This window comes from Delftia sp. HK171, assembly GCF_001886655.1.
GTDB classification, from domain to species: Bacteria; Pseudomonadota; Gammaproteobacteria; order Burkholderiales; family Burkholderiaceae_C; genus Comamonas; species Comamonas acidovorans.
Genome location: NZ_CP018101.1, coordinates 1,797,589 through 1,823,722, shown reverse-complemented (window position 1 = coordinate 1,823,722; position 26,134 = coordinate 1,797,589). Strand labels below are relative to the sequence as shown.

Here is a 26,134-nt window from a genome sequence, read left to right as displayed (position 1 = left end):
GACAAAGCCCGAAACAAAGCCCGAAAAAAGCCCGCAATTGCGGGCTTTTGCTTTGGAGGAAAGGCGCGACCTACTGCGATTTCTGGCCCAGGCGGAAATGGGGCTGGGGCAGGGTCTGCAGCTCGCCATCCAGGCTGCCGATGTAGTTGGCCAGCGCCTTGAGTTCGCTGTTGGTGAACTGCTTGGCAATGCCGGCCATCACGCCGTTGCTGCGGCCGATGTGGGGGTTGCCTTCGGTCTTGTAGGACTTGAGGGCAGAGTACAGATAGTCGGCATACTGGCCCGCCACCTTCGGGTAGCTGGGGTCGATGGGCTTGGAAAAACCCTGGCCGTGGCAGGAGACGCAGGCCCCTTTTTGCAGCAGCGCGGCAACCTGGGTGCTGGGCTCGCGGACCTTGGCGTCGGCAGCCTTGGCCAAGCCATGCTCGGCGTAGTACGCGGCCACGTCGGCCATGTCCTGCTCGGTCAGCGGATCGGCGATGCCGCGCATGGTGGGATGCTTGCGCTCGCCCTTCTGGTAGGCCTGCAGCGCGGCCACGATGTAGGGCGCGCCCTGTCCTGAAATCTTGGGGACCTTGTACACCTCGGGGAAGCTGGCCTGGTAGCCCTGGATGCCATGGCAGCCAATGCACATGGCGATCTTCCCCTCCCCTGCCTTTGCGTCACCTTTGCTTTGCTGGGCCTGTGCCACAGGGGTCACAGATGCGACAGTCAGCGCCAATACCGTGGTCAAAGTTTTTATCATTTTGCGCGCACAATCCTTCAAGAGTTCTGACGGATGCCTACTGCTGAGCGGGTAGCGCGAACGATTATGGCAGTCACCGTCAAGCGTCCCCATCAATACTTACGCTGATACCGCCCATGAAATTTCAAGGTTCCGAGAACTACGTCGCCACCCAGGATTTGATGCTCGCGGTGAATGCCGCAGCCACCTTGCAGCGCCCGCTGCTGGTCAAGGGAGAGCCCGGCACGGGCAAGACCATGCTGGCCGAGGAAGTGGCCGCAGCGCTGGACATGCCGCTGCTGCAGTGGCACATCAAGTCCACCACCAAGGCCCAGCAGGGCCTGTATGAATACGACGCCGTCAGCCGCCTGCGCGACTCGCAACTGTCCGACATCGACGGCGGCGAGCGCGTCAAGGACATCCACAACTACATCATCAAGGGCGTGCTGTGGCAGGCCTTCACGGCAGACCGGCCCGTGGCCCTGCTGATCGACGAGATCGACAAGGCCGACATCGAATTCCCGAACGACCTGCTGCGCGAGATCGACCGCATGGAGTTCTATTGCTACGAGACGCGCGAGATGATCCGCGCCAAGCACCGGCCGCTGGTGTTCATCACCTCCAACAACGAAAAGGAGCTGCCCGACGCCTTCCTGCGCCGCTGCTTCTTCCACTACATCAAGTTCCCCGACGCCGACACCATGCGCCAGATCGTGGCCGTGCACTTCCCCAAGCTGCAGGGCGAGCTGCTGACCGCCGCGATGAAGGTGTTCTACGACGTGCGCAACCTGCCCGGCCTCAAGAAGAAGCCCTCCACCAGCGAGCTGATCGACTGGCTCAAGCTGCTGGTGGCCGAGGACATTCCCGTGGAGTCGCTGCAGACCGCCGAGGGCAAGGTTGCCGTGCCGCCGCTGGTGGGCGCCCTGCTCAAGAACGAGCAGGATGTGAGCCTGTTCGAGAAGCTGGTCTTCATGAACCAGCGCAACCGCTGAGGCCTGCGCCCATGCCCCATCCCGAACACACCAACGACACGGGCGTGCCGGCCCTCACCGGCCAGGTGACGACCATTCCCGTGGCCGGCGCGGTGGCGCACCAGGGCTTTGTGCGACCCGTGGTCATGCGCTTCAACGGCGTGCGGCTGGAGCCCCTGGCCCTCGCCCATGAAGCCGGGCTGCGCGAGGCCGTGCAGGACGGCCAGCTGTGGCGCATCCGCGTGACCTCGGCGCCCGAGCCCGGTGATGTGCGCGCCTATATCGAGGCCGCGCTGGAGCAGCGCAGCCTGGGCAAGCGCTTCGCCTTTGCCGTGCTGGACGACGACAGCGGCAAGGTGCTGGGCACCAGCAGCTACCACGACATCCTGCCCGAGGTGCGCCGCGTGGAGATCGGCTACACCTGGTACGCGCGCAGCGTGCAGCGCACCCATGTCAACACCTCGGCCAAGCTCATGCTCATGGGCCATGCGTTCGACACGCTGTCCTGCCATGTGGTGGGCTGGCGCACGGACTGCTTCAACTTCGCCAGCCAGCGCGCCATCGAGCGCCTGGGCGCCAGGAAGGACGGCGTGATCCGCGGCCACGCGCTGCGCCGCGACGGCACCATCCGCGACACCGTGATGTACAGCCTGCGCAGCGGCGAATGGCCCGAGTCGCGCGCCCAGCTGCTGGACCAGTTGCAGCGCCATTCGGACGGCAGCACCGCCGTGGCGCGCACATGAGGGCGCGTACGCCGGGCCTTCGGGAGATGCCATGCTGATCGACTTCTTCTACACCATGCGCGCGGCCAAGCTGCCCGTCTCGGTCAAGGAGTTCCTGACCCTGCTGGAGGCACTGCAGGCCGGCGTGGTCGGCCCCAAGAGCGACGACGCCTGGAGCCTGGACGACTTCTACCACCTGGGCCGCACCGTGCTGGTCAAGGACGAGAAGCACTACGACAAGTACGACCGCGCCTTTGCCGCCTACTTCAAGGGCGTGGAGATGGTGGCCGACCTCACGCGCGAAATTCCCCAGGATTGGCTGAAGAAGCTGCTGGAGCGCGAGCTCTCGCCCGAGGAAAAGGCCGCCATCGAGGCCATGGGCTGGGACGAGCTGATGGAGACGCTCAAGAAGCGGCTCGAAGAGCAAAAGGAGCGACACGAAGGCGGCAACAAGTGGATAGGCACGGGCGGCACCAGCCCCTTCGGCCACGGCGGCTACAACCCTGCCGGCGTGCGCATCGGCGGGCCGGGCCGCAACAAGAGCGCCGTCAAGGTCTGGGAGCAGCGCGCCTACCGCGACTACGACGATACGCAGGAGCTGGGCACGCGCAACATCAAGGTCGCGCTGCGCCGGCTGCGCAAGTTCGCCCGCGAAGGCGGCGAGCTGGAGCTGGACCTGCCCGACACCATCCGCAGCACGGCCGCCAACGCGGGCTACCTGGACATCAAGATGATCCCGGAGCGCCACAACAACGTGAAGGTGCTGCTGCTCATGGACGTGGGCGGCACCATGGACGAGCATGTGCAGCGCGTGGAAGAGCTGTTCTCCGCCGTCAAGAGCGAGTTCAAGCACCTGGAGTTCTACTACTTCCACAACTGCGTCTACGACTTCATGTGGAAGAACAACCGCCGCCGCTTCGCCGAGAAGTTTCCGACCTGGGACATCATCCGCAAGTACAACAAGGACTACAAGCTGATCTTCGTGGGCGACGCCACCATGAGCCCCTACGAGATCCTGCAGCCCGGCGGCAGCGTGGAGTACATGAACGAGGAGCCCGGCGCCGAATGGCTGCAGCGCCTGACGCATGCCTTCCCGCGCTTTGCCTGGATCAACCCCGAGCCGCCCGGCGTCTGGCAGTACCGCCAGAGCATCAGCATCATCCAGCAGCTCACGGGCAACCGCATGTACCCTTTGACACTCAAAGGTCTGGAAGACGCCATGCGCCTGCTGTCAAAATAGGCCGATGCCCAAGCTCCCCCCCGCGACAGCGCCGGCCCGAGGGCCGGCGTTTTTGTTTCTGTTGAGTGCAGCCCTGATGCTCGGTGGCTGCAGCCTCCTGCCGTCCAAGAATGATGACAAGGACACGGACCCGTCGCTGATTGCAGCGACCGGCGACCCGGCCTTCTCGCTCGTCGTCGATGCGCCCAAGGAAGTGCGCGAGCTGCTGGAAAAGCACCTCGAACTGCGCCGCTACCGCTACCAGAGCGATCTGCAGCGGCGCGAACTCACGCGGCTGCTGGGCACCACCGACGCCAACGTGCGCGACCTGATCGGCACGCTGGGCTACTTCAGCCCCACGGTCACGGTGGAGATCAAGGAAACGCCCGAATCCGAAGAGGCCCCGCTGCAGGTCACCGTCAAGGTGGACCCGGGCGAGCCCGCCACCATTGCGCGCAGCCAGGTGCGCTTTGCGGGCGTCAATGCCGATGATCCCGACGGCGCCTCCCAGCGCGCCACCATCGAAGAGGACTGGCCGCTGCAGCCCGGCCAGCGCTTCAGCCAGTCCAACTGGAGCCAGGCCAAGAGCCAGGGCCTGCGCACGCTGCAGTCGCGCCGCTACCCGCTGGCGCGCATCGACTCCAGCCTGGCCGACATCGACGCCGACACGCATGAGGCCGATGTCAGCGTGGCCTATGCGCCCGGCCCGGCCTACACCTTCGGCCCGCTGCGCATCGAAGGCGCCCAGCGCTACGACCCCGTGGGCACGGCCCGCATCGCACGCCTGCCCGAGGGCGAGGAATACGACCAGACCGCCCTGGTCGATGCCCAGCTGCGCCTGGCCAGCAGCGGCTACTACGACTCCGTCTTCCTCACGCTGGCCAACGTGCCCCAGCAGGGAGAAAGCGCCGCCGAGGATGAGGAGGCCCTCAAGCGCAAGGGCGCCCAGGTCACCACGCCCGTCATCGCCCAGGTGCGCGAGGCCCAGATGCAGAAATGGGTCTTCGGCGTGGGCATGAGCACCGACACCGGCCCGCGCCTGAGCGTGGACCACATCCACAACCGCCTGCCCTGGCTGGGCTGGCGCGCCGTCACGCGCATGCGCTTCGACCGCAAGAACCCGCTGATCTCCACGCAGTGGACCGCCCTGCCCGATGAAACCCTGTGGCGCTGGTTCACCACGGCCAAGGCCGAGCGCGCGCCCTCGGGCGACTTCGATGTCAACAGCCTGCAGCTGCGCGCCGGCCGCACCAAGTCCGAAGACCACATCGACCGCAACTACTACCTGCAGTACGACTACGCCAAGACCCAGGGCGAGGGCGCGCCGCCCTCCAGCTCATCGGTCACGGCCAACTACGGCTGGACGGGCCGCTACTTCGACAGCACGCTGGCGCCCTCCTCGGGCTTCGGCTTCGCCTGGGAAGTCGGCGCGGGCACCACGCTCACGCCCCAGCGCACGCCGTTCGGCCGCGTCTCCGGCCGCTGGCTCAGCCTGATTCCCATCGGCGAGGTCGATCCCGAGACCAAGCGCCGCAGCCGCCTGGCGCTGCGCGCCTCCGGCGGCGCCCTGCTGGCCCGCAAGGATGCCGACCTGCCCGTCACCCAGCTGTTCATCACCGGCGGCGACAACACCGTGCGCGGCTACGGCTACCAGAGCATCGGTGCACGCACCGACAGCGGCAAGGTCATCGGCGGGCGCTACATGGCCGTGGGCAGCATCGAGTGGCAGCGGCCCATCGTCATCAAGGGCAACACGCAGGACTGGGAGCACGCCGTCTTCCTGGACGCCGGCACCGTGGGCGATGCGCCCGACTCCATGTACATGCGCGTGGGCGTGGGCACCGGCCTGCGCTGGCGCAGCCCCGTGGGCCCCGTGCAGGCCGACATCGCCTGGGGCGCCCAGAAAAAACAGCTGCGCCTGCACCTGCGCCTGGGCTTCAACTTCTGACCATGGTGGATTCCCGCTTGAATACCCCTGCCTCCTCCGCCGCGCCAGATCAAAGCCCCCAGGCGTCCCCTCCCCCGCCCGCGCCCCGCCGCCGCCGCTGGCTGCGCGCCCTGCTCTGGTTCTTCCTGGTCCTGGTCCTGCTGCTGGCCGCCCTGCTGGGCTCCGCCTGGTGGTGGAGCGGCCGTGCCGATTCGCTGGCCTACACCCTGCAGCGCGTGGCCGGCTGGCTGCCCGCAGGCCAGAGCCTGCAGGCCAAGGAAGTCACCGGCACCGTGCGCCAGGGCGGGCGCATCGGCTGGCTGCAATGGCAAAGCCCCACCATGAAGGTGGAGCTGCGCGACGCCACCATCGGCTGGCAATTGCGCCCCCTGCTGTCGCGCACCGTGCGCCTGGGCGAAGTGCGCATCGCCGAGCTGAGCATTGCCAGCACCCCCGACCCCGAGGACAAGAAACCCGTCGAACCGCTGCAGCAGCTCGTGCTGCCCGTGAAGATCGACGTGCCCTTCCATGTGGAACGCATCGTCTGGCAAGGCCCGCCCCAGGCCGAGGTGCTGGGCCTGCAAGGCCACTACATCTATGACGGCAGCGAGCACCAGCTGGACGTGCGCGACCTGCAATGGGCCGATGGCAACTACCAGGCCAGGCTGCGCCTGCAGGCCCGTGCGCCCATGGCCATCCAGGCCGAGCTGCAGGGCGACCTGCAGGCGCCGGCCATGGCTTCGGACGACGAGGCCTCCACGGCCAAGGCCCCCAAACCTGCACCGCTGGCCGTGCAGGCCAAGGCACAGATCGACGGCACCCTGGCCACCGCCGCTGCGCAACTGGGCATCAAGCTCCAGGTTGATGCCAAGCCCGGGACGGTGTCCGAGGAAACGCCTGCCCCTGCCGCCGTACAGAAATCCGCCAAGGCCGATGGCAAGAACGGCAAGGCCAGGGAGCGCAAGGAAGCCGCCCCCGTGTCCGAACCCATGCATGCGGACATCGAGGCCAGCATCCGGCCCTGGCAGCCCCAGCCGCTGCAGACCGCGCGCGCCCAGCTCAGCCAGATCGACATCGCCGCCTTCTGGCCCCAGGGACCGCGCACCCGCATCAGCGGCGAATTGCAGGCCGGGCCGGATGGCAAGGCAGCTGATACAGCCCAGGCACCCGCCACGGAACAGGCATCGGACCAGGCACCAGGCTCGGCCATCGCCACCACCGCCTGGCAGCTGACGACACGCCTGAACAATGCCATGCCCGGTCCCTGGGACCGCCAGCGCCTGCCGCTGGACCAGATCGAGGCCGCGGTGCGCTATGACGGCCAGCAGTGGCTGCTGGAGCAGGCGCAGATCGCCATAGGCTCGGGCAGCATCGACGCCCAGGGCCGCTTCGAGCCCGCCACCAAGGTCTTCGAAGGCCAGGCCAAGGTCCAGCGCCTGGACCCCGCCGCGCTCTACAGCATCCTGGAAGCCGCACCGCTGCAGGGCGAGCTGCGCGCCAGCACCACGGCAGAGCAGCAGGTGGACTTCAGCGTGGACATCCAGGCCGCAGCCGCGCCCGCGGGCGGCAAGCGCCAGCCCCTGCGCATCGAGAAACTCGCCACCAAGGGCCGCTGGGCCCAGCCCGTGCTGTCGCTGGAGAACCTGCAGCTTGATGCGCTGCAGGCCTCGGTGCGCAGCCGCAGCCTGCAGTTCGACACCGAACAGCAAAAACTGCAGACCGCGCTGAAGGCCGAGCTGCCCGGCGCCGAGCTCTCGCTGGACGGCCACATCAGCCCCGCCGCAGGCCAGGGCAGCAGCCAGCTCAAGCTGTCGTCACTCACCGCCCTCACGCAGTGGCTGCGCAAGCTGCCCGGCATGAAGGACCCGCTGGCCGGCGCCCTGGTCGAAGGCCAGGCCCAGCTGGACGCCAGCTGGCGCGGCGGATGGGGCGCACTGCAAAAGCGCATGAAGGCCGCCGTGGGCGACCCGCTGCCCGCCAGCGGCCTGCAACTGCAGGCCGACCTGCAGGCCGCCAAGCTGCGCTACCTGCCCGCCAACACGCCGCCCGAGCAGGCGCTGGAGCTGCCCGAGCTGCGCCTGGCCCTCAAGGGCTCGCCCGAGCAGGCCAGCCTGACCCTCACCGGCCAGGCGAAGCGCGGCACGCAGACCGCGCAGATCGACACGGCCCTGCAGGCAGGCCTGGCCACGGCGCGCGGTGCCGCGCCCCTGGACTGGCAGGCCAGCATCGACAGACTGCAGGCCCGGCTGAATCCGGGCCAGGACCTGCCCGGCCCCTGGCAGTTGCAACTGGCGGGCAAGCAGCCCGTGCAGATTGCCCAGCGCACCACGGGCCGTACCGTACTGTCCACCACGTTCACGGCGTCGGCCGGCAGCCTGCAGGTCACGCCGCCCACGCTGGCCCAGCGCCGCGCCAATGCCGAGGCGCCGCAGCCCGTGCTGCTGGCCTGGGACGACACTCGCGCCACCCAGGGCGGCGACGGCCGCTGGGCCCTGCGCAGCACCGGCCGCGCGCAGGCCCTGCCGCTGGCCTGGGTCGATGCCCTTTCCATGGCCGAGGAGCCCCCGCTGGCCGCCATGGGCCTGAGCGGCGACCTGAGCTTCAACGCCCGCTGGGACCTGGACACCACCGGCCCCACGCTCAAGGCCGAACTGCTGGTCGAGCGTGCCGCCGGCGACCTGCGCCTGGCCGTGGAAGACGGCTCGGGCACCACCGTCATCCACACCACCGGCCCGCGCTCCAGCAAGCCCGGCGAAGTGCGCACGCATACCGTGCGCGGCGCCGGCATGCGCGCCCACATCAAGCAGGCCCGCCTGAGCGTGCGCGCCCAGGGCGACGACGTGCAGGCCAAGCTCGACTGGGACAGCGAACGCGCCGGCACCCTGACCGCCCAGCTGGGCACGCGCCTGGCCCAGCAGGACGGCACCTGGACTTGGCCCGAGAAGGCCCCGCTGTCCGGCCAGATCGACGCCCGCATGCCCGACATCGGTATCTGGGCCCTGTTCGCCCCGCCCGGCTGGCGCGTCACCGGCTCGCTGCAGGCCAAGGCCGAGATCAGCGGCGACCGCCAGAACCCGCAATGGCAGGGCAATCTCTCGGCCGACGGCCTGAGCATCCTGTCCGCGCTGGACGGCATCGACCTGCAAAACGGCGTGCTGCGCGCCCGCCTGCAAGGCAACCGGCTGGACCTGACCGAGCTGCGCATGCAGGGCGGGCGCGGCAGCAATGCGCGCATCCTGGGCTACAGCGGCAACCTCACCACGGCCCCGCGCGAAGGCGGCGAACTCACGGGCTCGGGCTTCGTGCGCTGGGACCCGCCCAACGCCGATGGCAGCAACTCCGGCCTGAGCATGGACCTGCGCGCCCAGGCCACCAGGCTGCAGGTGCTGGTGCGCGCGGACCGCCAGGTCAGCATCTCCGGCGGCCTGCAGGCCAAGCTGGAGCAAGGCCAGTTCACGCTGCGCGGCGACCTCACCACCGACCGCGCCACCATCATCCTGCCCGAGGAATCCGCCCCCTCGCTGGACTCCGACGTGGTCGTGCACTCGGCCGCCTCGCGCAAGGCCGAGCAGGAAGCGGCGCGCAAACAGCAGCAGGCCGACCGCAAGGCCCAGGCCCGCGCGGAAACCATCAAGCTGCCCGACATCCTCGTCAAGCTCGACCTGGGCCGCGACTTCGCGCTGCAGGGCTACGGCATCACCACGCGCCTGGAAGGCGCGCTGGAAGTGCAGGGTCCCACCGTGGCGGGCGGCCCGCCGCGCATCACGGGCGAGATCCGCACCGTGCAGGGCCGCTACCGCGCCTGGGGCCAGTCGCTGGACGTGGAGACCGGCCTCATCCGCTTCAACGGCCCCTATGCCAACCCCTCGCTGGACATCCTGGCGCTGCGCCCCAACATCGCCGTACGCGCAGGCGTGCAGGTGCAGGGCACGGCCAATGCCCCGCGCGTGCGCCTGTACTCCGACCCCGAAATGCCCGATGCCGAAAAGCTCTCCTGGGTGGTCATGGGCCGCGACCCCGCCACGGGCGGCGCCGAAAGCGCCCTGCTCCAGCAGGCCGCGCTGTCCCTGCTCAGCGGCGGGCGCAACAACAGCGGCAAGATCGCCAGCAACCTGGGCCTGGACGAAATCGGCTTCAAGGGCCCGGGCGGCGAAGGCTCCACCGGCGCCGCCCTCACCCTGGGCAAGCGCCTGTCCAGCGACCTCTACGTCACCTACGAGCAAAGCCTCTCGGGGGCCATGGGCACGCTGTACATCTTCTACGACCTCTCGCGCCGCCTCACCCTGCGCGGCCAGACCGGAGAAACCAGCGCGCTGGACCTGATCTACACCGTGCGCAAGGACTGACGCCCCAGCGCCCCGCATGCCGCCCTCCCGGCGGTGCGCGGGGCGGGTCCGGCGTGGGTTTACAATCGCCGTTTGCTCCTCTCCGTAGTTCAATGGATAGAACGGGCGCCTCCTAAGCGCCAGATACAGGTTCGATTCCTGTCGGAGGGACCATTGAATTGCTTCTGTATCAATGGCTTGCGAATTGCACTTGGCCCCCGGGGACATGCCTGGGCACAGGTGGCGTAGAAACAAGAAAAGCCCCTCGGCATCAGAAAGGTGCCGAGGGGCTTTTTGCGTTCGGTCCAGGGTCAGTGCGAGCCGGCCAGCCAGCATGCATGCTGGCTCTGTCCAGAGGCGCGAACTGGGTAGCCGGGTTTCGATGAAAAGATATCGATTACTTCACATTTGATATCCGCTTGCGCTCATGCAGCAAGCACTAGGATCGGATTTACCCAGGGAATCAGGTAGCGACAGCCCAGTTGTCCAACTGCAGGCCGGGCACCTTGGCGAATTCGCGGGTGTTGTTGGTGACCAGCAGGGCCCGCTGACTGAGGGCGTGGGCAGCGATCATGGTGTCAAGCGCGCCTATGGGACTGCCTCGACGCTCCAGATCGGCACGCAGGTCGCCATAGGCCCACACGGCCGCCTCGTCAAACGGGAGGATGGTGAGCGGGGCGAGAAACATCTCCAGGGCCTGGCGGTTACGGGCCGAGCCGCCTTTGGCCACGCCAAAGGCCAGTTCGGCAGCAACCACGCTGCACAATCCCACCTCGCCCATGCGGTACTGCTGAAATCGGGCCAGCACCTCCGGGGGCTTGGCATTGATGATGTAGATGCAGATGTTGGTGTCGAGCAGGATCATGGGCTGATCTCGTCCCGCTGCTGGGCATCAGGCTGCTCGCGCTCGAGCACAAAGCCCGGTTCAAACTGAGCCAGCCCGGCTTGCAGTGTTTGCCAAGGGTCGTCTGCGGGCAGCAGCAACACGCCGTTGCCGAAGTGCTTCACCACGACTTCAGTGCCCGTGAAACGGTATTCCTTGGGCAGCCGCACGGCTTGACTGCGGCCGGATTGGAAAAGGCGTGCGGTGTCCATGGCGGGCTCCTTGATTGGTAGCCACCAATGGTATCTACCGCTTTTCACTCTGTCCAGCACGGCTTGTGTGCGCTGCAATTTTGCTATTCATTCAGTAGCTATTGACGCTTTTCAGATATGTGCCGCGCAGGCCGGGAGCGTTGAAGGTCTCCAGCCTCACCCCCGCCCAGCCAGCTCCGCCACCCCTCGCACCAGCGCACGCCCAGCGTCCGTCGCCTTGCCGTAATGCGCCAGCAGTGCCTGCACATCGGCGTCGGGCGCATGGGAGCGCAAGGACAGCAGCACGTAGCCGATATCGACGCCGGCAAGGTGCAATTGCTGCAGCGCCGTGGCGTCGGGGACGAGGGCGCCGGACTCGAATTGCTGCAGGACCTGTTTGGCTTGGCCGGCCTTGCGGGCGAGTTCGGCTTCGCTGAGGTTCAGGCGCTGGCGTTCCTGCTGCAAGCGGGCCGCGAGGGTCGGTTCGGGGCGCTCGTGCTGGATGGCGTTCGGGTCAAACAAACGTTGACCTGTTAGCAGGTAGGCGACGTCCACACCCTGCTCGGCGACAGCCATGAGATAACCCGCATCTGGCTTTCTGACGCCCTTCTCATAGTTGAGCTGAGACATCTTTGACACTCCCGCGATAGTGCCAAACGCCTCCTGACTGAGGCCGAGCCTATTCCTTTCCTCCGTCAGGCGCGCAGAGAAGTCAAACATTTTTTATATAAACTATTGACGATCAAATTTTTGTTTGATAGCCTATGGGTGCATTGTCGCTACAAGCGTCAAATACTACCTGACCCCTCAGGCGGCTCCTTTGCGCGCCTGTACGTTGCACGAAGGAGGTCCATGAAGCACGCTGCCGCGAAACCGCCGCGCAAGAAGCTTGCTGCGGCGCACCGCGCGCTGTTTCAGCAGGCGGCTGAAGCACTCCAGCAGGCTGCAATGACTGCCGAAGACCACCGGCACGGCGGCGAATCCGACCGCCTGCTGCGCATCGCCAGCGGTGTGGCCCGCAGCGCCGCGCAGGCCGACTCATCGCGGGACCTGCGGGACCTGCAGGACATCGCCTTTGACGTGGCGGCCTGCATCAACGCGGCGCGGCTGGTGCCCGGCCATGCGGAATCCGCCCCGCGCTCCGGCCTGCTGGGCCAGGCGGCGCAAGCGCTGTCACAGATCTCTGAAACGCCGGCGGACCACATCGTTTTCCCCCGTACCACGCTGGCCAGGCTGCAGGCGCAGAGCGTTGCCGATCCCGTGCCCGCACAGTGGCGCGACCTGGCCCGCCAGGCCAATTACGAGGCCCAGCAGTTGGCACAGGCGCTGATGCAGATGGGCCATCGCCAGGACACGGAGACCCATGTCGTGGCGCACGGCATGGCGGCGCGCATTGCGCAGCTGACGGAGATCGTTTTCGTGGCCGCCGCCCTGCATGGCGAGCACCGTGATGGCTGGGGCTCGCCGGTCCTGCGCGACGTGCGCCATATCTTTGAAGGCGGCATGGGCCGCCTGGGATGAGCAGGGCGCGGCTCAGCTCTGGACGACGACGTTCTCCAGCCTCAGCACGGCTTCGCGCACCTCGCCCAGGCGCGTGTCCTGCGCCTGCGAGGCCTGGATGATGGTGTCCATGATGTCGCTGGCGTTCACGGCCGCTGCGCGCATCTGCTTCATCATGTCGCCCGATTCATTCACACGCTCGAAGCCCAGTTGCACGCTGGCCGCAGACGCGCCGATGACGGATTTGACCTCCCTGGCGGCCTCGGCGCAGCGCTGGGCCAGGCTGCGCACTTCGCCGGCCACGACACCGAACCCGCGCCCCTGCTCGCCCGCACGCGCGGCTTCGACGGCGGCGTTGAGCGCCAGCAGATTGGTCTGGAAGGCAATGCCATCGATCAGGCCCACCATCTCGCCAATGCGCCGGGAGTTGCTGGAGATGCTGGACATGGCGTCGACCGCGCTGTCCAGGGCCACGTCGCCGCGCTGGGCAATGCGCGTCACGTCCCGCGCCTGGGCATGCGCGTCATGCGCCTGGGCAGCGCTGTCGCGCACCAGTTGCTGCAGTTGCTCGAAAGCCGATTGCACCAGGCGCGTGGCCTCGTAGCGCTGCGTGATGTCGGTGGCGTACTTCACCACCTTGAAGGGCTGGCCGGACTGGTTGAGCACGGGGCTGTAGTTGGCCTCGATCCAGACATCGTTGCCCAGGCGCCCTATGCGCCGGAACTGGCCCCGGTAGTGCTTGCCCTGCGACAGGTGCGCCCAGAAGGCCGCGTACTCGGCCGAGCTGCGCTCCTGCGGGGCCACGAACATGCTGTGGTGCCGGCCGACCAGCTCGTCTTCGGACGCATAGCCCATGGCCTCCAGAAAATTGCGGTTGCAGCGCAGGATGCTGCCGTCCAGGCCGAACTCGATCACGGCCTGGGCCCTGCCTACCGCCGCCAGTTGGCTGCTGGCTTCGGCGTCGCGCAGCACTTCGGCCGAGATATCCATGGCGTACTTGACGACCCGCAGCACCTGCCCACGGCTGTCGAGCACAGGGCTGTAGTTGGCCTGCAGCCAGACCTCCCGCCCCTGGCGGTCGATGCGCCGGCACCGGCCCACAAAGGCCTGCCCGCGCGCAAGCCGTGCCCAGAAGTCCCGATAGTCCCGAGCCTGCGCATCCGCCGGGTCCAGGAAGATACGGTGGTGCTGCCCGCGCAGCTCGTCCAGCTCATAGCCCATGAGGTCCAGAAACTGCGCGTTGGCGAAGAGGATGTGGCCCTGGGGATCGAGCTCTATGACGGCCTGGGTGCTGTACAAGGCCTTCAGTTGGGAGCTTGGGGAATCGGAACGCAGGCCGAGCCTGGACAGGATGGAGCGGATGCCGCGCATGGGAGCCCTTGTTATTCAGCGCTGAATGGGTGATTTGCGCCCGACAATGGGCTGGTCTGGCAACGATTGTATCTGTTTGCTATTTTCTGCGTCCTTCGCATTGACATGCACTTTCTGTCAGAAGAAGCCTACAGAAATAAAAAAACTCCTCTTCAATTCACAATTGTTTGCATTTTCTCAAGGCATCCAATTCCCTTTTCCGACCCAAGTCTTTCAAGCAGCAAGAAACACATGTAACTAATTGATATAGAGTTCGCAGCATTCCGTCGCCTGGCGGCGTCCTCTATCTTGTGTGCTTGAAAAATGTCTTGTGGCGTTCGGGTGATCGATTTGACTTCCAGCCTGGGCGGCCGCGCCCTGGCCAAGCTGGGCGTGGCCTACGCCCCCGGCAAGCCGCGGGTTGCCGTGAGGCTGGCGGACTCGGAAAGCGCCCCTGTCATCGACTGGGGCGGACCGCCGGGGCGGGATGAGCCGCTGTGCGAGCCCTCGGCGCCGAGCGCCCTGGTGCTGCTGATCGGCCCCGGCGCCGTGCATCAGGCCAGGGAGTTGTTTCAAAGAGCATTGAATGAGGCCGTGCGTTGCGTACGCATTTTTCTGATGCCAAGCGCCATCATGGAAGAAATAGCGCTCAAGCAAATGCTGATGCCGCACCATGAATCCATTCAGCTTTACCGATTACCGGACAGCAGTTCAGAAACACTTTGGTTTGTTTTGATCGAAGAGCTGCAGAAGCTCTCAGCCCGATTTTCATCCGGTGGCAACACCGATTTCAGAAAAAGAGAAGTTTCAATGTCAAGCAATCTATCCCAATCCATGCAATCCATTATTTCCATCGAAGGCGCTATGGCAGCGGCCCTGGTGGACCATCAAAGCGGGATGTGCCTGGCCCAGGCGGGCAGCGGCGTGGATCTGGAGCTTGCTGCGGCAGGCAATACCCAGGTGGTGCGGGCCAAGCTCAAGACCATGGAGTCGCTGGGACTGCGCAAGGGCATCGAAGATATTCTGATCACCCTGGGCGACCAATACCATTTGATCCGCCTCATCCCCAACAGCCCCGGGCTGTTTCTCTACCTGGTGCTGGACAAGGCCCGTGGCAACCTCGCCTTGGCCCGCTACAAGCTGACGGATATCGAGCGGTCGCTGAAGGTGTGATCCTGGGACTGCGGGGCTTGGGCCGAGGCATGGCCGGCCCGGTCATCGGGCTGCCCACTCGGCTACCATCGGTGCCCCAATCCCCATGCAGTTTCCCCGAAAGGCCCTCATGCTGCTGTACGCCGATTCGCAATTCGCCTCTCCCTATGCCATGTCCGTGTTCGTTGCGCTGAAGGTCAAGGGGATTGACTTCGAGCTGCGCACGCTGGACATTTCGGCGGGACAGAACACCGGGGCGGACTATGTGGCTGCATCGCTCACTGCGCGCGTTCCCACACTGGTGGATGGCGACTTCAGCCTGTCGGAGTCGTCGGCGATTTCCGAGTACCTGCAGGACCGCTTTGGCGGCGCCCCGCTCTACCCCCAGGATGCGCAGGCGCGTGCCCGCGTGCGCCAGGTCCAGGCCTGGCTGCGCAGCGATCTGATGGCACTGCGCTCGGAGCGCAGCACCGAAGTGGTGTTCTACCGCCCCACGCCCACGCCGCTGTCGGATGCGGGCCAGGCGGCGGCGCGCAAGCTGTTTTCGGTGGCGGGAGCCTTCATCCGCTCGGAGGACGACCACATTGCCGGCCCATGGTCGATTGCCGATGTGGATCTGGCGCTGATGCTCAATCGCCTGGTGCTCAACGGCGATGCCGTGCCTGCGCCGCTGGCCGCCTATGCGCGCCGGCAGTGGCAGCACCCCGCCGTCCAGCAGTGGCTGGCCCTGCCCCGCCCGCCCCTGGCAGGCTGATCCGAACGGATACGGCAGGCCATGGACAGCCTTCTCTACATGGGCGTGCGGATCACGCCCGCATCACTGCCCAGCGATGCCTCGCCAGGCGCCTGGCTGCCGCGTGCCACCTTGCTGGAGGTGGCCAGCGGCAAGGCCCTGGAGGCCATCACCGATGACCAGCCCTGCGACACGCAGCCAGAGGCCGATGCCCGCGCGCTGCGGCTGGGCAAGCGCCATGTGATGAAGGTGCTGCATCAAGGCTGAGGCGCCAGGGTGCTGGCGGCCTGCCCGCGCCCCTCAATCCATCTTCACGGCCACCAGCCTCCACCCCATCAGGCCTTCGCGCCTGAAGATGAAGCCGCCCGGCTCGCCGCGCGGGTGCACGAAGACCTTGGACCAGCCCTGGTACTCCACGGAGTAGTCCTTGCGCGGCGGCCCGCCCTGGGTGTCCACGCCCACGCCTGCGGCGGCCACGTCCGTGGGTTTGCCGGGCTTGCCTTTTTCCAGCATGAGCATGACGCCGTCGGGCGAGACCAGCGCCTCGGTGAACTGGCTGACCAGGCCCTGGGCCAGTTGCTGGCCAAAGCCTGCAAGCGGGTTGGATGAGCTGTCCGCAGACCCGCCCATCTGGGACTGCAGCCTGGCCATCATCTGGCCCTTGATGCTTTCGCGCAGCGCAGGGAAGTCCACGTAGCCGGACAGGGCCTGGGCGTCGCGGCGCTCCACGGCCTTGCCGATCTGGTGCAGGGCGATGTAGGGCGATGCGTAGAGCAGTCCGGCCGCAGCCACGCAGAGGGCGGCCAGCGCGCGGGCAAGGGTTTTGGGTTTCATGGATCTCTTTCGTGAAGGCAGGCCAGAGGCCTCGCGCAAGCGCGGATGAACGCGCATGAACCGCGCATGAACCGCGCATGCACAGCGCATAAAGGCGGATTCTAGGCGGGCCGTTCGGCGCCGCAGCCATTGCCAGGGCCGTTGCCGCCTGTATTTTTCATAGCGAAAAAATAGCGAAGCAATACGCAGAGAGCCCCTATCAGGCCAAGGCCAATACCTGAAAAACTGGTATTGCCTGGAGCATTCGATTCATACTATAGTTTGTAACAAATAGTTTACAAACCAATACAACATGGATCGCCATTGGCCACGCAGGCCATCGGCAAGCCAGCATCGCCGTTTCCGGATGCCTGTGAGCATTTGTGCAGACCGGGCATTTCCCGTTAGTGAAATCTCATTTTCATTACCGATTCCGTTATGAGAGATGCGAGCCATCACGGGGCGGCCTGACAACGCAAGTACCCACCAACCATCCGCAATGCATGCAAAGGACGCAGTATGAATAATTTCAAGTTATCGACTCGCCTGACCGCCTTGATTGGTTTTCTCTCACTGCTCATGATCGTGATCGGCGCTTTCGGGCTATATGGAATCAGCGAGTCCAACCGCCGATTCAAGGTGGTCTATGAAGAGCGCCTGGTCGCACTGGGCGATCTGCTGGAAGTGCAGCGCCTTCTGCTGCGCAACCGCCATGCGGTCTCGGGCGCCATTGCCGTGCACCTGCCCGAGTACACGCAGCAAAAGCAGCAGGAGATACAGATCAACATCAACGACGTGAACAAGGCCTGGGCCTCGTTCCGCCAGACCCGGATGACCGAGGAAGAGGCGCAGCTGGCCGACCGCTTCGAGGCCGTGCGCGCGCTGTTCCTGCAGGGCTTTCTGAAGCCGGCCCAGCAGGCGCTGCAGTCCGGTGACCTGGAGCTGGCCCGGCAGCTGCTGATCGACAAGGACGAGGCGCTGTACGCGCCGCTGCGTGATGTGATCGTGCAGCTGACCGCGCTGCAGACCCGCGTCGCCAAGGAGGAATACGACGCCGCGCAATCGCTGTACCAAGTGATTTTTGCGGTGGCCGTGGGCTCCATCATCGCGGGCGTGCTGCTCGGGGTGCTGCTGGGCTGGTCCATCATCCGCAACATGGCACGGTCGCTGCGCCTGGCCATTCATACGGCCGATGCCGTGGCGGCGGGCGACCTGACACGGCACATCGATGTGCGCGGCAAGGACGAGGTGTCCATGCTGCTGCGCGCGCTGCAGACCATGCAGGAGGGGCTGCGCGGCGTAGTGCGCCAGGTGCACCAGGGATCGGTCAGCGTGGCAGCGGCCAGCGGGCAGATCGCGCAGGCCAACCAGGACCTGTCCTCACGCACCGAAAGCCAGGCCAGCGCCCTGCAGCAGACGGCCGCCTCCATGGAGCAGCTCAGCTCCACCGTGCGCCAGAACGCCGACAACGCGCAGATGGCCAACCAACTGGCGCTGGGTGCCTCCACCGTGGCCGAGCAGGGCGGCGAGGTCGTGCGGCAGGTGGTGGACACCATGCGCGGCATCAGTGATTCCAGCCGGCAGATCGCCGACATCATCAATGTGATCGACGGCATTGCCTTCCAGACCAATATCCTCGCGCTGAACGCGGCCGTGGAAGCCGCGCGTGCGGGCGAGCAGGGCCGGGGCTTTGCCGTGGTGGCCACCGAGGTGCGCGGCCTGGCCAGCCGCAGTGCCGAGGCCGCCAAGCAGATCAAGCAACTGATCACCGACAGCGCCAGCCGCGTGCACAACGGCAGCGCGCTGGCCGACCAGGCCGGCACGACCATGGCCGAGGTGGTGGACGCCATACGCCGAGTGACGGATCTGATGGGCGAGATCAGCGCCGCCAGTTCCGAGCAAAGCTCGGGCGTGGCCCAGATCGGCCAGGCGGTCACGCAGATGGACCAGGCCACCCAGCAGAACTCGGCACTGGTGGAGGAGATGGCCGCCGCCGCCTCCAGCCTGCGCGGCCAGGCCGGCGACCTGGTGCGCACGGTGGGCGCCTTCAAGCTGGAGGCGGCAAGCGGCCATCAGCATGCCGCCGTGGAACTGCAGCGCAGGCAGCCCATGCTGGCAGCAGGCTGAGACGGCAAGAAAAAAGAGCGCGCGCGAGAAGCAGCGAGACAGGCCGGAGCAAGGCAGCAACAGGTCTTGGCCGCCGGGCCAGGCCTGCGGCTGGCTCAATGCAGCGCGTTGCCTCTGGCTTCGCGGCTGCGCGCCATCTTGACGCGGTACATGGCCGCATCGGCCTTTTGCAGCGCGTCGTCGGCATCGATGGAGTCCGGCCGCAGGCAGACCACGCCCACGCTGGCGCCGCCGTAGTCCAGCGTCTTGCCATCGGGCAGATCGACCTGGAAGGCCGAGGCATCCGACAGGCGCTGCTGCAGTTCACGCGCCACGGCATCGGCCTCGCTGCCGAACAAGGGCCCCACGCCGATGAAGACGAACTCGTCCCCGCCAAAGCGCGCCAGCATGTCGGCGCTGCGCAGGTGGGCGGACAGGCGTTCGCCCATGGCACGCAGCAGCGCGTCGCCGGCCTCGTGGCCGTGCTCGTCGTTGACGTTCTTGAAGCGGTCCAGGTCGATGAAGCCGACCACCACGCATTCCTGGCTGCGTGCGCACCGGGCAATGAGCCGGCCCAGCTCGTCGGTGAGACAGCGCCGGTTGGGCAGGCCGGTCAGCGGGTCCAGCAAGGCCAGCGCCGCCAGCTCCCGGTTGGTCCGGTTCAGGCTGGCGATGAGCTGCTCGCGCTCCACGCGCTCGGCAATCAGGTTGGCGAACAGGCGCAGCATGCCTTCGGCCTCGCTGCTCAGGGCCTGCGAGGACTTGCTGGCCGCGCACAGCGTGCCATAGAGCTGGCCATCCGAAAAACGCACGGGCGCGCTGGCGTAGGTGCGTATGCCCAGTTCACGCGCGGCCTCGGAGTCTCCCCAGCAGGCGCCCACATCGGGCGTGTACATGCGGCCTTCGTCCAGGGCGCGCTTGCACAGCGTGTCGCCCCAGGGAACGACCAGGCCCTCGGGAATCTGCATCTCGCTGGCGTTGCGCGCGTACAGCACGCGCTGCTGGCCCTGTTCTTCGTTGATGGTGGTGAGATAGGTGGACTCCAGCTGCGTGCTCTCTTCGAGCATTTGCAGCAGGGGCCGCGTCAACTCTTCCAACGAATGCGCCTGGGTCACGGACTGGGACAGGCGCTGGACAAGGGACTCCATGAAATACCTCTCGAAATAACTACGGATGCAGACTGCCCGCGCGCCTGATGAGGGAATGGCAAGGCAGGCGGGCCGGCACCAATTTGGGGATTGTGACCCGGCCGGACGCAAGCTGGAAGCATTCCCGCCGCGCGCTACACGCCGATAGGCCTGCGCGCCACGCGCCGCTGTCAGCGGCCCGACACAGGCGGCCACAGCACCTGCACGCGCAGGCCGCCCAGCGTGGGCGAGCGGTCCAGCAGCAGGCGTGCGCCATGCCGTTCGGCAATGGTCTGCACGATGGCCAGGCCCAGGCCGCTGCCCTGCGCCTGCTGGCCCGCAGAAGCCGCTGAAGCCGCAGAGGGCCCACGCACAAAGCGCCGCAGCACCAGTTCGCGCTCGCTTTCGGCAATGCCGGGGCCCGAGTCCTCGACCACCAGGGCGCGGCCCTGTGCATCGCTGCGCCAGCCAACATCGACGCGGCCGCCTTGCGGAACGTACTTGACGGCGTTGTCCAGCAGGTTGCGCACCAGCATCTGCAAGGACTGTGCGTCGCCCGCCACGGCAAAGGACTGCCGCAGTTGCGGGGACTCGCTCAGGCCCATGTCCAGGCCGTGCTGCTGGGCCGCCACGGCCTGGTCCGCCAGGGCCTGCTCCACCACCTCGCGCAGGTCCACTTCGGCAGGTGCGGCCGCGGCAGCGTCGTGCCGGCCCTGCATGCCTTGCACGCCTGGGGCCGTGCCTTGTACCGTGCCTTGGGCTTCCTGTCGCGCCAATGTCAACAATTGTTCGACGAGCCGTGTGGCCCGGTCTATGCCGGCCGAAAGACGCTGCACGGCCTCGTCATGCGCTGCAGCATCGGGCGCGCGCTGCAAGGCCACCAGTTGCAGCTTGAGCGCGGCCAGCGGAGAGCGCAGCTCGTGCGCGGCGTCGGCCACGAAGTGCTGCTGCGCCTCGAAGGCCTGGCCCACGCGCTGCAGCAGCGCATTGAGCTCGGCCACCAGGGGCCGCACCTCGTCGGGCAGGCCCTCGGCAGGCACGGGCGCAAGGTCCTGCGGGCGGCGCGTGGCCAGTTCGCGGCGCACGCGCTGCACGGGCGCCAGCGAACTGCGCACCACCCACCACACGGCCAGCGCCAGCACGGGCGCCAGCAGGGCAATGGGCAGCAGGCTTTGCCAGGCGGCGTCGCGCGCCAGCGTGCGGCGCACGCGCATGTCCTGCGCCACCTGGATCACCTGCGAGCGCGTCTGCAGCGAGAACACGCGGTACACCGTGCCGCGCGCGGGCACGTCGGCAAAGCCCAGCACGGCCATCTGCGGCAGCGCGGCGCCCAGGGCGGATTCAAAAATGCGCAGGCCTTCGTTGGTCCAGACCTGGACGATGAATTCGTGGTTCTCATCCTCGGGCGGCGTGCCCTGGGGCCTGCCGCGCGCATCCACCGGCAGGCCGGCGCGCAGCGCAAATGCGGTCTGCTGCATCTGGTAGTCGAACAGGGTGTCGGTCTGCAGCAGCGCATTGCGGTAGGCCAGCAGGCCCTGCAGCAGCGCCGTGAGTACGATGGCCGCGCCCAGGAACAGGAGCAGCCGCGTGCCCAGTGCACCGGGCAGGCGGCTGCGCGCCCGGGCGATAAGGGAGGAAACAAGGGAGGAAGCCGGCGCCGTCATGGCTTGGGCACCATGTAGCCCACGCCGCGCACATTGAGGATCAGCCCCGCGCCCAGCTTCTTGCGCAGGCCGTGGATGTAGACCTCGATGGCGTTGCTGCTGACCTCGTCGCCCCAGCCGTAGAGCTTGTCCTCGATCTGCTGGCGCGACAGCGTGCTGCCCGGGCGTGCCAGCAGCGTCTCCAGCACCGCCCATTCGCGGCCCGAGAGCACCACGTCGCGCCCATCGACGCTGGCCTCGCGCGTGGCGGGGTTCAGCCGCACGCCTTCGCGCTCGTACAGCGGGTCGGACCCGCCAGAGGCACGCCGCGCCAGCGCGCGCAGGCGCGCGAGCAACTCGTCCAGGTCATAGGGCTTGACCACGTAGTCATCGGCCCCCGCATCCAGCCCGGCAATGCGGTCGCGCACGGCATCGCGCGCCGTGGCCACCAGCACCGGCGTGCGGTCGCGGCGCCCGCGCAGATGGCGCAGCACCTGCAATCCGTCCTGCCCCGGCAGGCCCAGGTCCAGCAGCACCATGTCATAGCCATGGCCGCCACCCGGGCCGGGGCACAGGGCCGCATCGGCCTGCAGGCCGTCACGGACCCAGTCCACCGCATGGCCCTCGCCGCGCAGCAGGGTCTGCACGGCCTCGCCGATCATGGCGTCATCTTCGACAAGCAGTAAGCGCATGGTTGAAGAATAGCTCCCTGCAAGGCTGGCTCAGTTCTGAGGCACATGCCGCCCGAAACTGGCGCGCTCAAACGTCAGGGACAGCGAGCAAGGGCCACCCCGCCGCGAGGCTGTCGTCCCCCTCCTTCGCGAAGCGATTAGAGAGGGGGAAGGCGCGCAGCGACTCAGGGGGTGAGCGGCGGTCACACCGCCGCTTCAATCTTAGGCATGGCCATGCGGGCCTTGGTCAGCGCCATGCCCAGGTTGGCCGTGCGGCGGCAGACGAAGACGGCCACGTAGTCGGGCATGAGCTTGCCGCGCAGGAAGACGTGGATGAGGTTGTCGCTGTTGACGATGAGTTCCTGGAAGTAGTGGTGGCCGTCGTCCTTGAGGCCGCGCGACTTCTTGAACAGGCTCTCGATCATCGAGACATTGGGGCCGTTGAACAGGTCGGCCGTGGCAGCGGCCACCAGGTCGATGACTTCGCGCGGATGCGAGTCCACCGTGCGGATGGCCAGCAGCATGCCGGAGGCGGCATCCACGTAGCCGATGGCCAGGCACTCGGGCACGGACCCGGCCACCTCGCTCAAAACGTTATCCAGGCTCATTGCAGCTTTCCTTTTTTTGTGAATGGATGTGATCGGTCAGCCCATCTTCAGCAGCAGTGCCACTTCGTACGCGTAGAGCAGGTCCTCCTGGGCCTGGGACTGCACGTACTGGGCGTCGATGAGGCGCACGCGGCGCAGCGCCTCGTCGGCGGTGAGGCCCTCGCGCACCAGCCATGCGGCCAGCACCGTGCCCGTGCGGCCCAGGCCGGCCAGGCAGTGCACGGCCAGCACCTCGCCCGCGCGCAGCATGGCCGACATGCGCGCCAGCAGCATCTGGATCTGGGCCACCGTGGGTGATTCGTGGTCGCGCACCGGCAGGTGCAGGTTGCGCAGGCCGTGCCGCTGCAGCGGCTCTTGCGGCAGGTCGTTTTCGGTCAGCGTGATCAACACGGTGACACCGCAGCCGCGCAGGGCCTTCAGGTCAAAGTCCATGGACTGCACCACGCCGGGCTGCGGCGCACCGGCCAGCCGGCCCGGCACCAGCCAGGCAAAACCGTTGGGGCCACGGCTGGCGGGCACGGCCTGCGGGTCGGCGGCCAGCGGCTGCCAGTCCACCAGCACGGCGGGATTGACGGCGCGCGGCCGGGCAGCGGGTGTCGGTGCGGGTACCGGCGCAGGCATGGATGCAGGCACGGGTGCAGGCGCAGGCTCAGGCGCAGGCTCAGGTGCAGGCATGGGCTCGGATGCAGGCTCGGCGGCCACTGCATCCGACAGAAATTCGGAGATCGCGGCCACGGCCGCGGCAGGCAGGGGTGGCGGCAGGGGCACGCCCTCCTCCAGGTCTTCGGCCCGCGCATCGGGAGAGGCCACGGCACAGCTGCCGGTGCGCAAGAACTGCTGGCCTGCCAGCGACAGCGGTGCACGCTGAAAGGCTTCCATGGATTGCGCCTCGGCGATGCGGCCGCCGGCCAGCAGCAGCATGTCCTGCGCCACGGCCTGCGCGTGCTGCTGCTGGTGCGTGCTCATCAGCACGGCGGTGCGCTGACCCACCTGGCGCAGCAGTTCCAGCAGCACGAAGGCCTCGTAGCCCTCCAGCTCGGCCGTGGGCTCGTCCACCATCAGCAGCGCCGGCTCGGCCAGCGCCTCGCGCAGGATGGCCACGGCACGCTGCTGCACGGGGGACAGCTGCAGCGCCGGCTGGTCGAACATCAGCGCAAGCTCGGGGAAGCCGAAGGCCTGCACCTGGGCGCGGCACCAGTCGCGCAGCTCATGCGGCACCAGCTTGAGACGGGGGCGCGCCAGCTCCACGATGGCGTCGAAGGTGCTGGCCATCATCAGCCTGGCCTGCTGCTGCACCAGGCGCGGCGCCTGCAGGCCGCTGCGCCATGGCTGGCCCGCGTAGCGCGTGCTGCCCCAGCGGCGAAAACGCGGGTTGGCGGCATTGAGATCGGCCAGCGTGCGCAGCAGGGTGGATTTGCCCGATCCCGAAGGCCCCAGCAAAACGGTGACCCCCCGGGCGGGCAGTGCGAAGTCCACCTCAGCCAGGATGACGCGCGCACCGAACGATGCGCCCAAACCCGCCACCTGCAAGCTGTAGTCCTGATTCAAAGCCGTGCCTTTCCTGTGATGCGTTGCGCCCCCAGGGGCCGTATTCCGTGAATCAAGACGGTCAGCGCACGCCTCGATGGGCCGGCAGTCTAAGCGGTTTCCCTTACATCAATCCGTCACAAAAAGAAACATTACTAACGCAAACGGGCGTCATTTCACACGATACAACCATCACATTGGCGTACCGATCCTTGGACCGCTGGCATTTTTCTCTGGTTTTTCCAAAGCGATAGCCCCGGCGCATTCACGCCGGGGCCGTGCGATCAATCAAGTGTGTGGATGCTTCTGGTCCCTTACCTCCTTTCACTTACCCGAGACGTACGGGGACAAAGATCCTGTTGCCATCGCGCCAGATCAGCACGGCCACGGTCTTGCCGGCCTTGGCCATGGCGGCGCGCACGGCCTCGATATCACCGGCAGGCGTGCCGTTGATGGACAGCAGCACATCGCCCTGGGTGATGCCGGCCTCGGCGGCCGGGCCTGCGGCGTCGGCCACGACCAGGCCGTCCTTCACGCCGATCTGCTGCTTTTCCTCGGGCTGCAGCGGGCGCAGGGCCAGGCCCAGCTTGCCCTTGCCGGCGTCGGGCTTGTCCTTGGCCACCTTGGCGGCCTTGTCGCTGGCATCGCCCAGCACGGCATTCAGGGTACGGGCCTCGCCGTTGCGCCATATCTCCAGCGTGACCTTCTGGCCCGGCAGCGCCTGGCCCACAAAGGCCGGCAGATCGCCCGATCCCACGATGGGCTGGCCATCGATCTTGCGCACCACGTCACCGGGCTCCAGGCCTGCCTGGGCGGCGGGGCCGCTCTTGTCCACGCTGGACACCAGGGCGCCTTCGGGACGGTCGAGCTTGAAGGAGTCGGCAAAGGCCTGGTTCACCTCCTGCACGGCCACGCCCAGCCGCGCATGCTGCACCTTGCCCGTGGCCACGATCTGCTGCTGCACGCGCGTGGCCACCTCGATGGGAATGGCGAAGGACACGCCCTGGTAGCCGCCCGAACGCGAGTAGATCTGGCTGTTGATGCCCACCACCTCGCCGCGCGCATTGAACAGCGGGCCGCCCGAGTTGCCGGGGTTGATGGCCACGTCGGTCTGCAGGAAGGGCACGAAGGAGTCGTCAGGCAGGGTGCGGCCCTTGGCGCTGACCACGCCGGCCGTCACGCTGCTCTCGAAACCGAAGGGCGAGCCGATGGCCAGCACCCAGTCGCCCACGCGCAGATCGGCCGTCTTGCCCAGCGATACGGTGGGCAGGTTCTTCGCCTCGATGCGCAGCACGGCCACGTCGGTCTTGGGATCGGCGCCCAGCACCTTGGCGCTGAACTCGCGCCGGTCGGTCAGCTTGACGGTGACTTCCTTGGCGCCACGCACCACGTGGGCATTGGTCAGGATCAGGCCGTCGCTGGAGACGATGAAGCCCGAGCCTTCGCCGCGCGTGGGCACATCGCGCTGGGGCTGGCCCTGGCCCATGCCCGGCATGCCGGGCACGCCGAAGCGGCGGAAGAATTCAAAGAACGGATCGTTGGGGTCCATGCCCTGCAGGCCCTGACCTTGGCCCTGGCCCTGCCGCGCAGCGGCCTCGTCGCCATCGTCGCCCATGGCGCGCGAGCTGCCGACCACGCTGATGTTGACCACGGCCGCGCCGTTGCGCGCCGTGATGTCGGCAAAGTTGGGCGCCGCCACGGCGGCGGGAGAAGCTGGAGAAGCGGTAGAAGCAGGCTGTGCTGCAGGCGCAAACAGCGACGTGGCGGCACGCGCATCGCCATGCACCACACCAACCAGACCGGCGCCCGTGGCGCCCAGGGCGCCGATGGCACCTGCGGCCACCAGGGCCAGCACCAGACGGCGGGGAGTGGACAGAATCTTGTTCATCGCAGACCTTTCCTCAAAAGCAGCGTTCCTTGCTGCGTTGAGGAGAAGTCTGAA

The 26,134-nt window shown here is 67.1% G+C and carries 22 protein-coding genes and 1 tRNA gene; 11 read left to right on the top strand and 12 right to left on the bottom strand.

What is annotated here, in order from left to right:
• Window positions 1-70: 70 nt before the first annotated feature.
• A complete protein-coding gene (locus BO996_RS08200; protein WP_071954468.1) occupies window positions 71-745 on the bottom strand; it encodes a c-type cytochrome in 675 nt (224 codons plus the stop codon).
• Window positions 746-861: 116 nt separating this feature from the next.
• On the opposite strand from BO996_RS08200, the gene BO996_RS08195 reads away from it, so the two are divergent.
• The 6 genes from BO996_RS08195 (at window position 862) to BO996_RS08170 (ending at window position 10,062) form a co-directional block, all read left to right on the top strand.
• On the top strand, window positions 862-1,716 hold the full coding sequence (locus BO996_RS08195) for an AAA family ATPase (protein ID WP_012203589.1): 855 nt from the start codon (window positions 862-864) through the stop codon (window positions 1,714-1,716).
• Between the two features lie 11 nt (window positions 1,717-1,727).
• Window positions 1,728-2,438: a GNAT family N-acetyltransferase gene (locus BO996_RS08190; RefSeq protein WP_043824433.1), complete on the top strand. Its 711-nt coding sequence runs from the start codon at window positions 1,728-1,730 to the stop codon at window positions 2,436-2,438.
• A 31-nt stretch (window positions 2,439-2,469) separates the two neighbouring features.
• On the top strand, window positions 2,470-3,657 hold the full coding sequence (locus BO996_RS08185) for a vWA domain-containing protein (protein ID WP_012203587.1): 1,188 nt from the start codon (window positions 2,470-2,472) through the stop codon (window positions 3,655-3,657).
• 4 nt (window positions 3,658-3,661) lie between these two features.
• Window positions 3,662-5,584, top strand: a complete 1,923-nt coding sequence (locus BO996_RS08180) for an autotransporter assembly complex protein TamA (protein WP_198041275.1) — start codon at window positions 3,662-3,664, stop codon at window positions 5,582-5,584.
• A 2-nt stretch (window positions 5,585-5,586) separates the two neighbouring features.
• Window positions 5,587-9,909: a translocation/assembly module TamB domain-containing protein gene (locus BO996_RS08175; protein WP_071954466.1), complete on the top strand. Its 4,323-nt coding sequence runs from the start codon at window positions 5,587-5,589 to the stop codon at window positions 9,907-9,909.
• Between the two features lie 78 nt (window positions 9,910-9,987).
• Window positions 9,988-10,062 (top strand) — tRNA-Arg (locus BO996_RS08170).
• 289 nt (window positions 10,063-10,351) lie between these two features.
• On the opposite strand, the gene vapC is transcribed toward BO996_RS08170, so the two are convergent.
• The 3 genes from vapC to BO996_RS08155 all read right to left on the bottom strand — a co-directional run bounded on the left by vapC (window position 10,352) and on the right by BO996_RS08155 (window position 11,592).
• Window positions 10,352-10,753 carry a type II toxin-antitoxin system tRNA(fMet)-specific endonuclease VapC gene (vapC, locus tag BO996_RS08165; RefSeq protein ID WP_071954465.1) on the bottom strand — a complete coding sequence of 134 codons (402 nt, stop codon included), beginning with the start codon at window positions 10,751-10,753 and terminating at the stop codon, window positions 10,352-10,354.
• Window positions 10,750-10,983: an antitoxin gene (locus BO996_RS08160; protein WP_071954464.1), complete on the bottom strand. Its 234-nt coding sequence runs from the start codon at window positions 10,981-10,983 to the stop codon at window positions 10,750-10,752. Before BO996_RS08160 ends, vapC begins: the two co-directional genes overlap by 4 nt.
• 156 nt (window positions 10,984-11,139) lie before the next feature.
• Window positions 11,140-11,592, bottom strand: a complete 453-nt coding sequence (locus BO996_RS08155) for a helix-turn-helix domain-containing protein (RefSeq protein WP_223275114.1) — start codon at window positions 11,590-11,592, stop codon at window positions 11,140-11,142.
• Window positions 11,593-11,910: 318 nt separating this feature from the next.
• Here BO996_RS08155 and BO996_RS08150 point away from each other — a divergent pair, with 318 nt between their 5' ends.
• Window positions 11,911-12,483 (top strand): hypothetical protein, encoded by a 573-nt coding sequence (locus BO996_RS08150; protein ID WP_232240482.1) that lies wholly within the window; start codon window positions 11,911-11,913, stop codon window positions 12,481-12,483.
• A 12-nt stretch (window positions 12,484-12,495) separates the two neighbouring features.
• On the opposite strand, the gene BO996_RS08145 is transcribed toward BO996_RS08150, so the two are convergent.
• Window positions 12,496-13,833: a methyl-accepting chemotaxis protein gene (locus BO996_RS08145; protein WP_065346316.1), complete on the bottom strand. Its 1,338-nt coding sequence runs from the start codon at window positions 13,831-13,833 to the stop codon at window positions 12,496-12,498.
• An 813-nt stretch (window positions 13,834-14,646) separates the two neighbouring features.
• Between BO996_RS08145 and BO996_RS29610 the strand changes: the two genes are divergently transcribed.
• The 3 genes from BO996_RS29610 to BO996_RS08130 all read left to right on the top strand — a co-directional run bounded on the left by BO996_RS29610 (window position 14,647) and on the right by BO996_RS08130 (window position 15,964).
• On the top strand, window positions 14,647-14,985 hold the full coding sequence (locus tag BO996_RS29610) for a hypothetical protein (RefSeq protein ID WP_017405441.1): 339 nt from the start codon (window positions 14,647-14,649) through the stop codon (window positions 14,983-14,985).
• 85 nt (window positions 14,986-15,070) lie between these two features.
• The gene (yfcF, locus tag BO996_RS08135) at window positions 15,071-15,718 is read left to right on the top strand and encodes a glutathione transferase (RefSeq protein WP_442856952.1); all 648 of its coding nucleotides are present in this window, start codon (window positions 15,071-15,073) and stop codon (window positions 15,716-15,718) included.
• A gap of 21 nt (window positions 15,719-15,739) precedes the next feature.
• Entirely contained in the window at window positions 15,740-15,964 is a 225-nt protein-coding gene (locus tag BO996_RS08130) for a hypothetical protein (protein ID WP_016453212.1), read from the top strand.
• Window positions 15,965-15,997: 33 nt separating this feature from the next.
• Here the strand turns inward: BO996_RS08130 and BO996_RS08125 are convergent, their stop codons facing one another.
• Window positions 15,998-16,531, bottom strand: a complete 534-nt coding sequence (locus BO996_RS08125) for a DUF2939 domain-containing protein (RefSeq protein ID WP_071954460.1) — start codon at window positions 16,529-16,531, stop codon at window positions 15,998-16,000.
• A 498-nt stretch (window positions 16,532-17,029) separates the two neighbouring features.
• On the opposite strand from BO996_RS08125, the gene BO996_RS08120 reads away from it, so the two are divergent.
• Complete coding sequence (locus tag BO996_RS08120; protein ID WP_013804004.1) at window positions 17,030-18,637, top strand: methyl-accepting chemotaxis protein; 1,608 nt, start codon at window positions 17,030-17,032, stop codon at window positions 18,635-18,637.
• Window positions 18,638-18,732: 95 nt separating this feature from the next.
• Here BO996_RS08120 and BO996_RS08115 read toward each other — a convergent pair whose 3' ends face one another.
• The 6 genes from BO996_RS08115 to BO996_RS08090 form a co-directional block, all read right to left on the bottom strand.
• Complete coding sequence (locus BO996_RS08115; RefSeq protein ID WP_043824172.1) at window positions 18,733-19,764, bottom strand: GGDEF domain-containing protein; 1,032 nt, start codon at window positions 19,762-19,764, stop codon at window positions 18,733-18,735.
• Window positions 19,765-19,934: 170 nt separating this feature from the next.
• Window positions 19,935-21,407, bottom strand: coding sequence for an ATP-binding protein (locus tag BO996_RS08110; protein WP_071954459.1), 1,473 nt, complete (start codon window positions 21,405-21,407; stop codon window positions 19,935-19,937).
• Window positions 21,404-22,078 carry a response regulator gene (locus tag BO996_RS08105; RefSeq protein WP_012203526.1) on the bottom strand — a complete coding sequence of 225 codons (675 nt, stop codon included), beginning with the start codon at window positions 22,076-22,078 and terminating at the stop codon, window positions 21,404-21,406. Before BO996_RS08105 ends, BO996_RS08110 begins: the two co-directional genes overlap by 4 nt.
• 182 nt (window positions 22,079-22,260) lie before the next feature.
• Window positions 22,261-22,665, bottom strand: coding sequence for a hypothetical protein (locus BO996_RS08100; RefSeq protein ID WP_012203525.1), 405 nt, complete (start codon window positions 22,663-22,665; stop codon window positions 22,261-22,263).
• Between the two features lie 36 nt (window positions 22,666-22,701).
• A complete protein-coding gene (locus BO996_RS08095) occupies window positions 22,702-24,213 on the bottom strand; it encodes a phosphatase domain-containing putative toxin (RefSeq protein WP_071954458.1) in 1,512 nt (503 codons plus the stop codon).
• Between the two features lie 307 nt (window positions 24,214-24,520).
• Window positions 24,521-26,080 (bottom strand): Do family serine endopeptidase, encoded by a 1,560-nt coding sequence (locus BO996_RS08090; protein ID WP_071954457.1) that lies wholly within the window; start codon window positions 26,078-26,080, stop codon window positions 24,521-24,523.
• Between the last annotated feature and the right edge of the window lie 54 nt (window positions 26,081-26,134).

Coding starts and splice junctions, on each gene's coding strand:
- BO996_RS08185 (WP_012203587.1), top strand. CDS start 2,470: ATGCTGATCGACTTCTTCTACACCATGCGCGCGGCCAAGCTGCCCGTC.
- BO996_RS08125 (WP_071954460.1), bottom strand. CDS start 16,531: ATGAAACCCAAAACCCTTGCCCGCGCGCTGGCCGCCCTCTGCGTGGCT.
- BO996_RS08145 (WP_065346316.1), bottom strand. CDS start 13,833: ATGCGCGGCATCCGCTCCATCCTGTCCAGGCTCGGCCTGCGTTCCGAT.
- BO996_RS08200 (WP_071954468.1), bottom strand. CDS start 745: ATGATAAAAACTTTGACCACGGTATTGGCGCTGACTGTCGCATCTGTG.
- BO996_RS08105 (WP_012203526.1), bottom strand. CDS start 22,078: ATGCGCTTACTGCTTGTCGAAGATGACGCCATGATCGGCGAGGCCGTG.
- BO996_RS08115 (WP_043824172.1), bottom strand. CDS start 19,764: ATGGAGTCCCTTGTCCAGCGCCTGTCCCAGTCCGTGACCCAGGCGCAT.
- BO996_RS08175 (WP_071954466.1), top strand. CDS start 5,587: ATGGTGGATTCCCGCTTGAATACCCCTGCCTCCTCCGCCGCGCCAGAT.
- BO996_RS08120 (WP_013804004.1), top strand. CDS start 17,030: ATGAATAATTTCAAGTTATCGACTCGCCTGACCGCCTTGATTGGTTTT.
- BO996_RS08150 (WP_232240482.1), top strand. CDS start 11,911: ATGACTGCCGAAGACCACCGGCACGGCGGCGAATCCGACCGCCTGCTG.
- BO996_RS08130 (WP_016453212.1), top strand. CDS start 15,740: ATGGACAGCCTTCTCTACATGGGCGTGCGGATCACGCCCGCATCACTG.
- yfcF (WP_442856952.1), top strand. CDS start 15,071: ATGCAGTTTCCCCGAAAGGCCCTCATGCTGCTGTACGCCGATTCGCAA.
- BO996_RS08100 (WP_012203525.1), bottom strand. CDS start 22,665: ATGAGCCTGGATAACGTTTTGAGCGAGGTGGCCGGGTCCGTGCCCGAG.
- BO996_RS08190 (WP_043824433.1), top strand. CDS start 1,728: ATGCCCCATCCCGAACACACCAACGACACGGGCGTGCCGGCCCTCACC.
- vapC (WP_071954465.1), bottom strand. CDS start 10,753: ATGATCCTGCTCGACACCAACATCTGCATCTACATCATCAATGCCAAG.
- BO996_RS29610 (WP_017405441.1), top strand. CDS start 14,647: ATGCAATCCATTATTTCCATCGAAGGCGCTATGGCAGCGGCCCTGGTG.
- BO996_RS08160 (WP_071954464.1), bottom strand. CDS start 10,983: ATGGACACCGCACGCCTTTTCCAATCCGGCCGCAGTCAAGCCGTGCGG.
- BO996_RS08090 (WP_071954457.1), bottom strand. CDS start 26,080: ATGAACAAGATTCTGTCCACTCCCCGCCGTCTGGTGCTGGCCCTGGTG.
- BO996_RS08155 (WP_223275114.1), bottom strand. CDS start 11,592: ATGTCTCAGCTCAACTATGAGAAGGGCGTCAGAAAGCCAGATGCGGGT.
- BO996_RS08110 (WP_071954459.1), bottom strand. CDS start 21,407: ATGACGGCGCCGGCTTCCTCCCTTGTTTCCTCCCTTATCGCCCGGGCG.
- BO996_RS08180 (WP_198041275.1), top strand. CDS start 3,662: ATGCCCAAGCTCCCCCCCGCGACAGCGCCGGCCCGAGGGCCGGCGTTT.
- BO996_RS08195 (WP_012203589.1), top strand. CDS start 862: ATGAAATTTCAAGGTTCCGAGAACTACGTCGCCACCCAGGATTTGATG.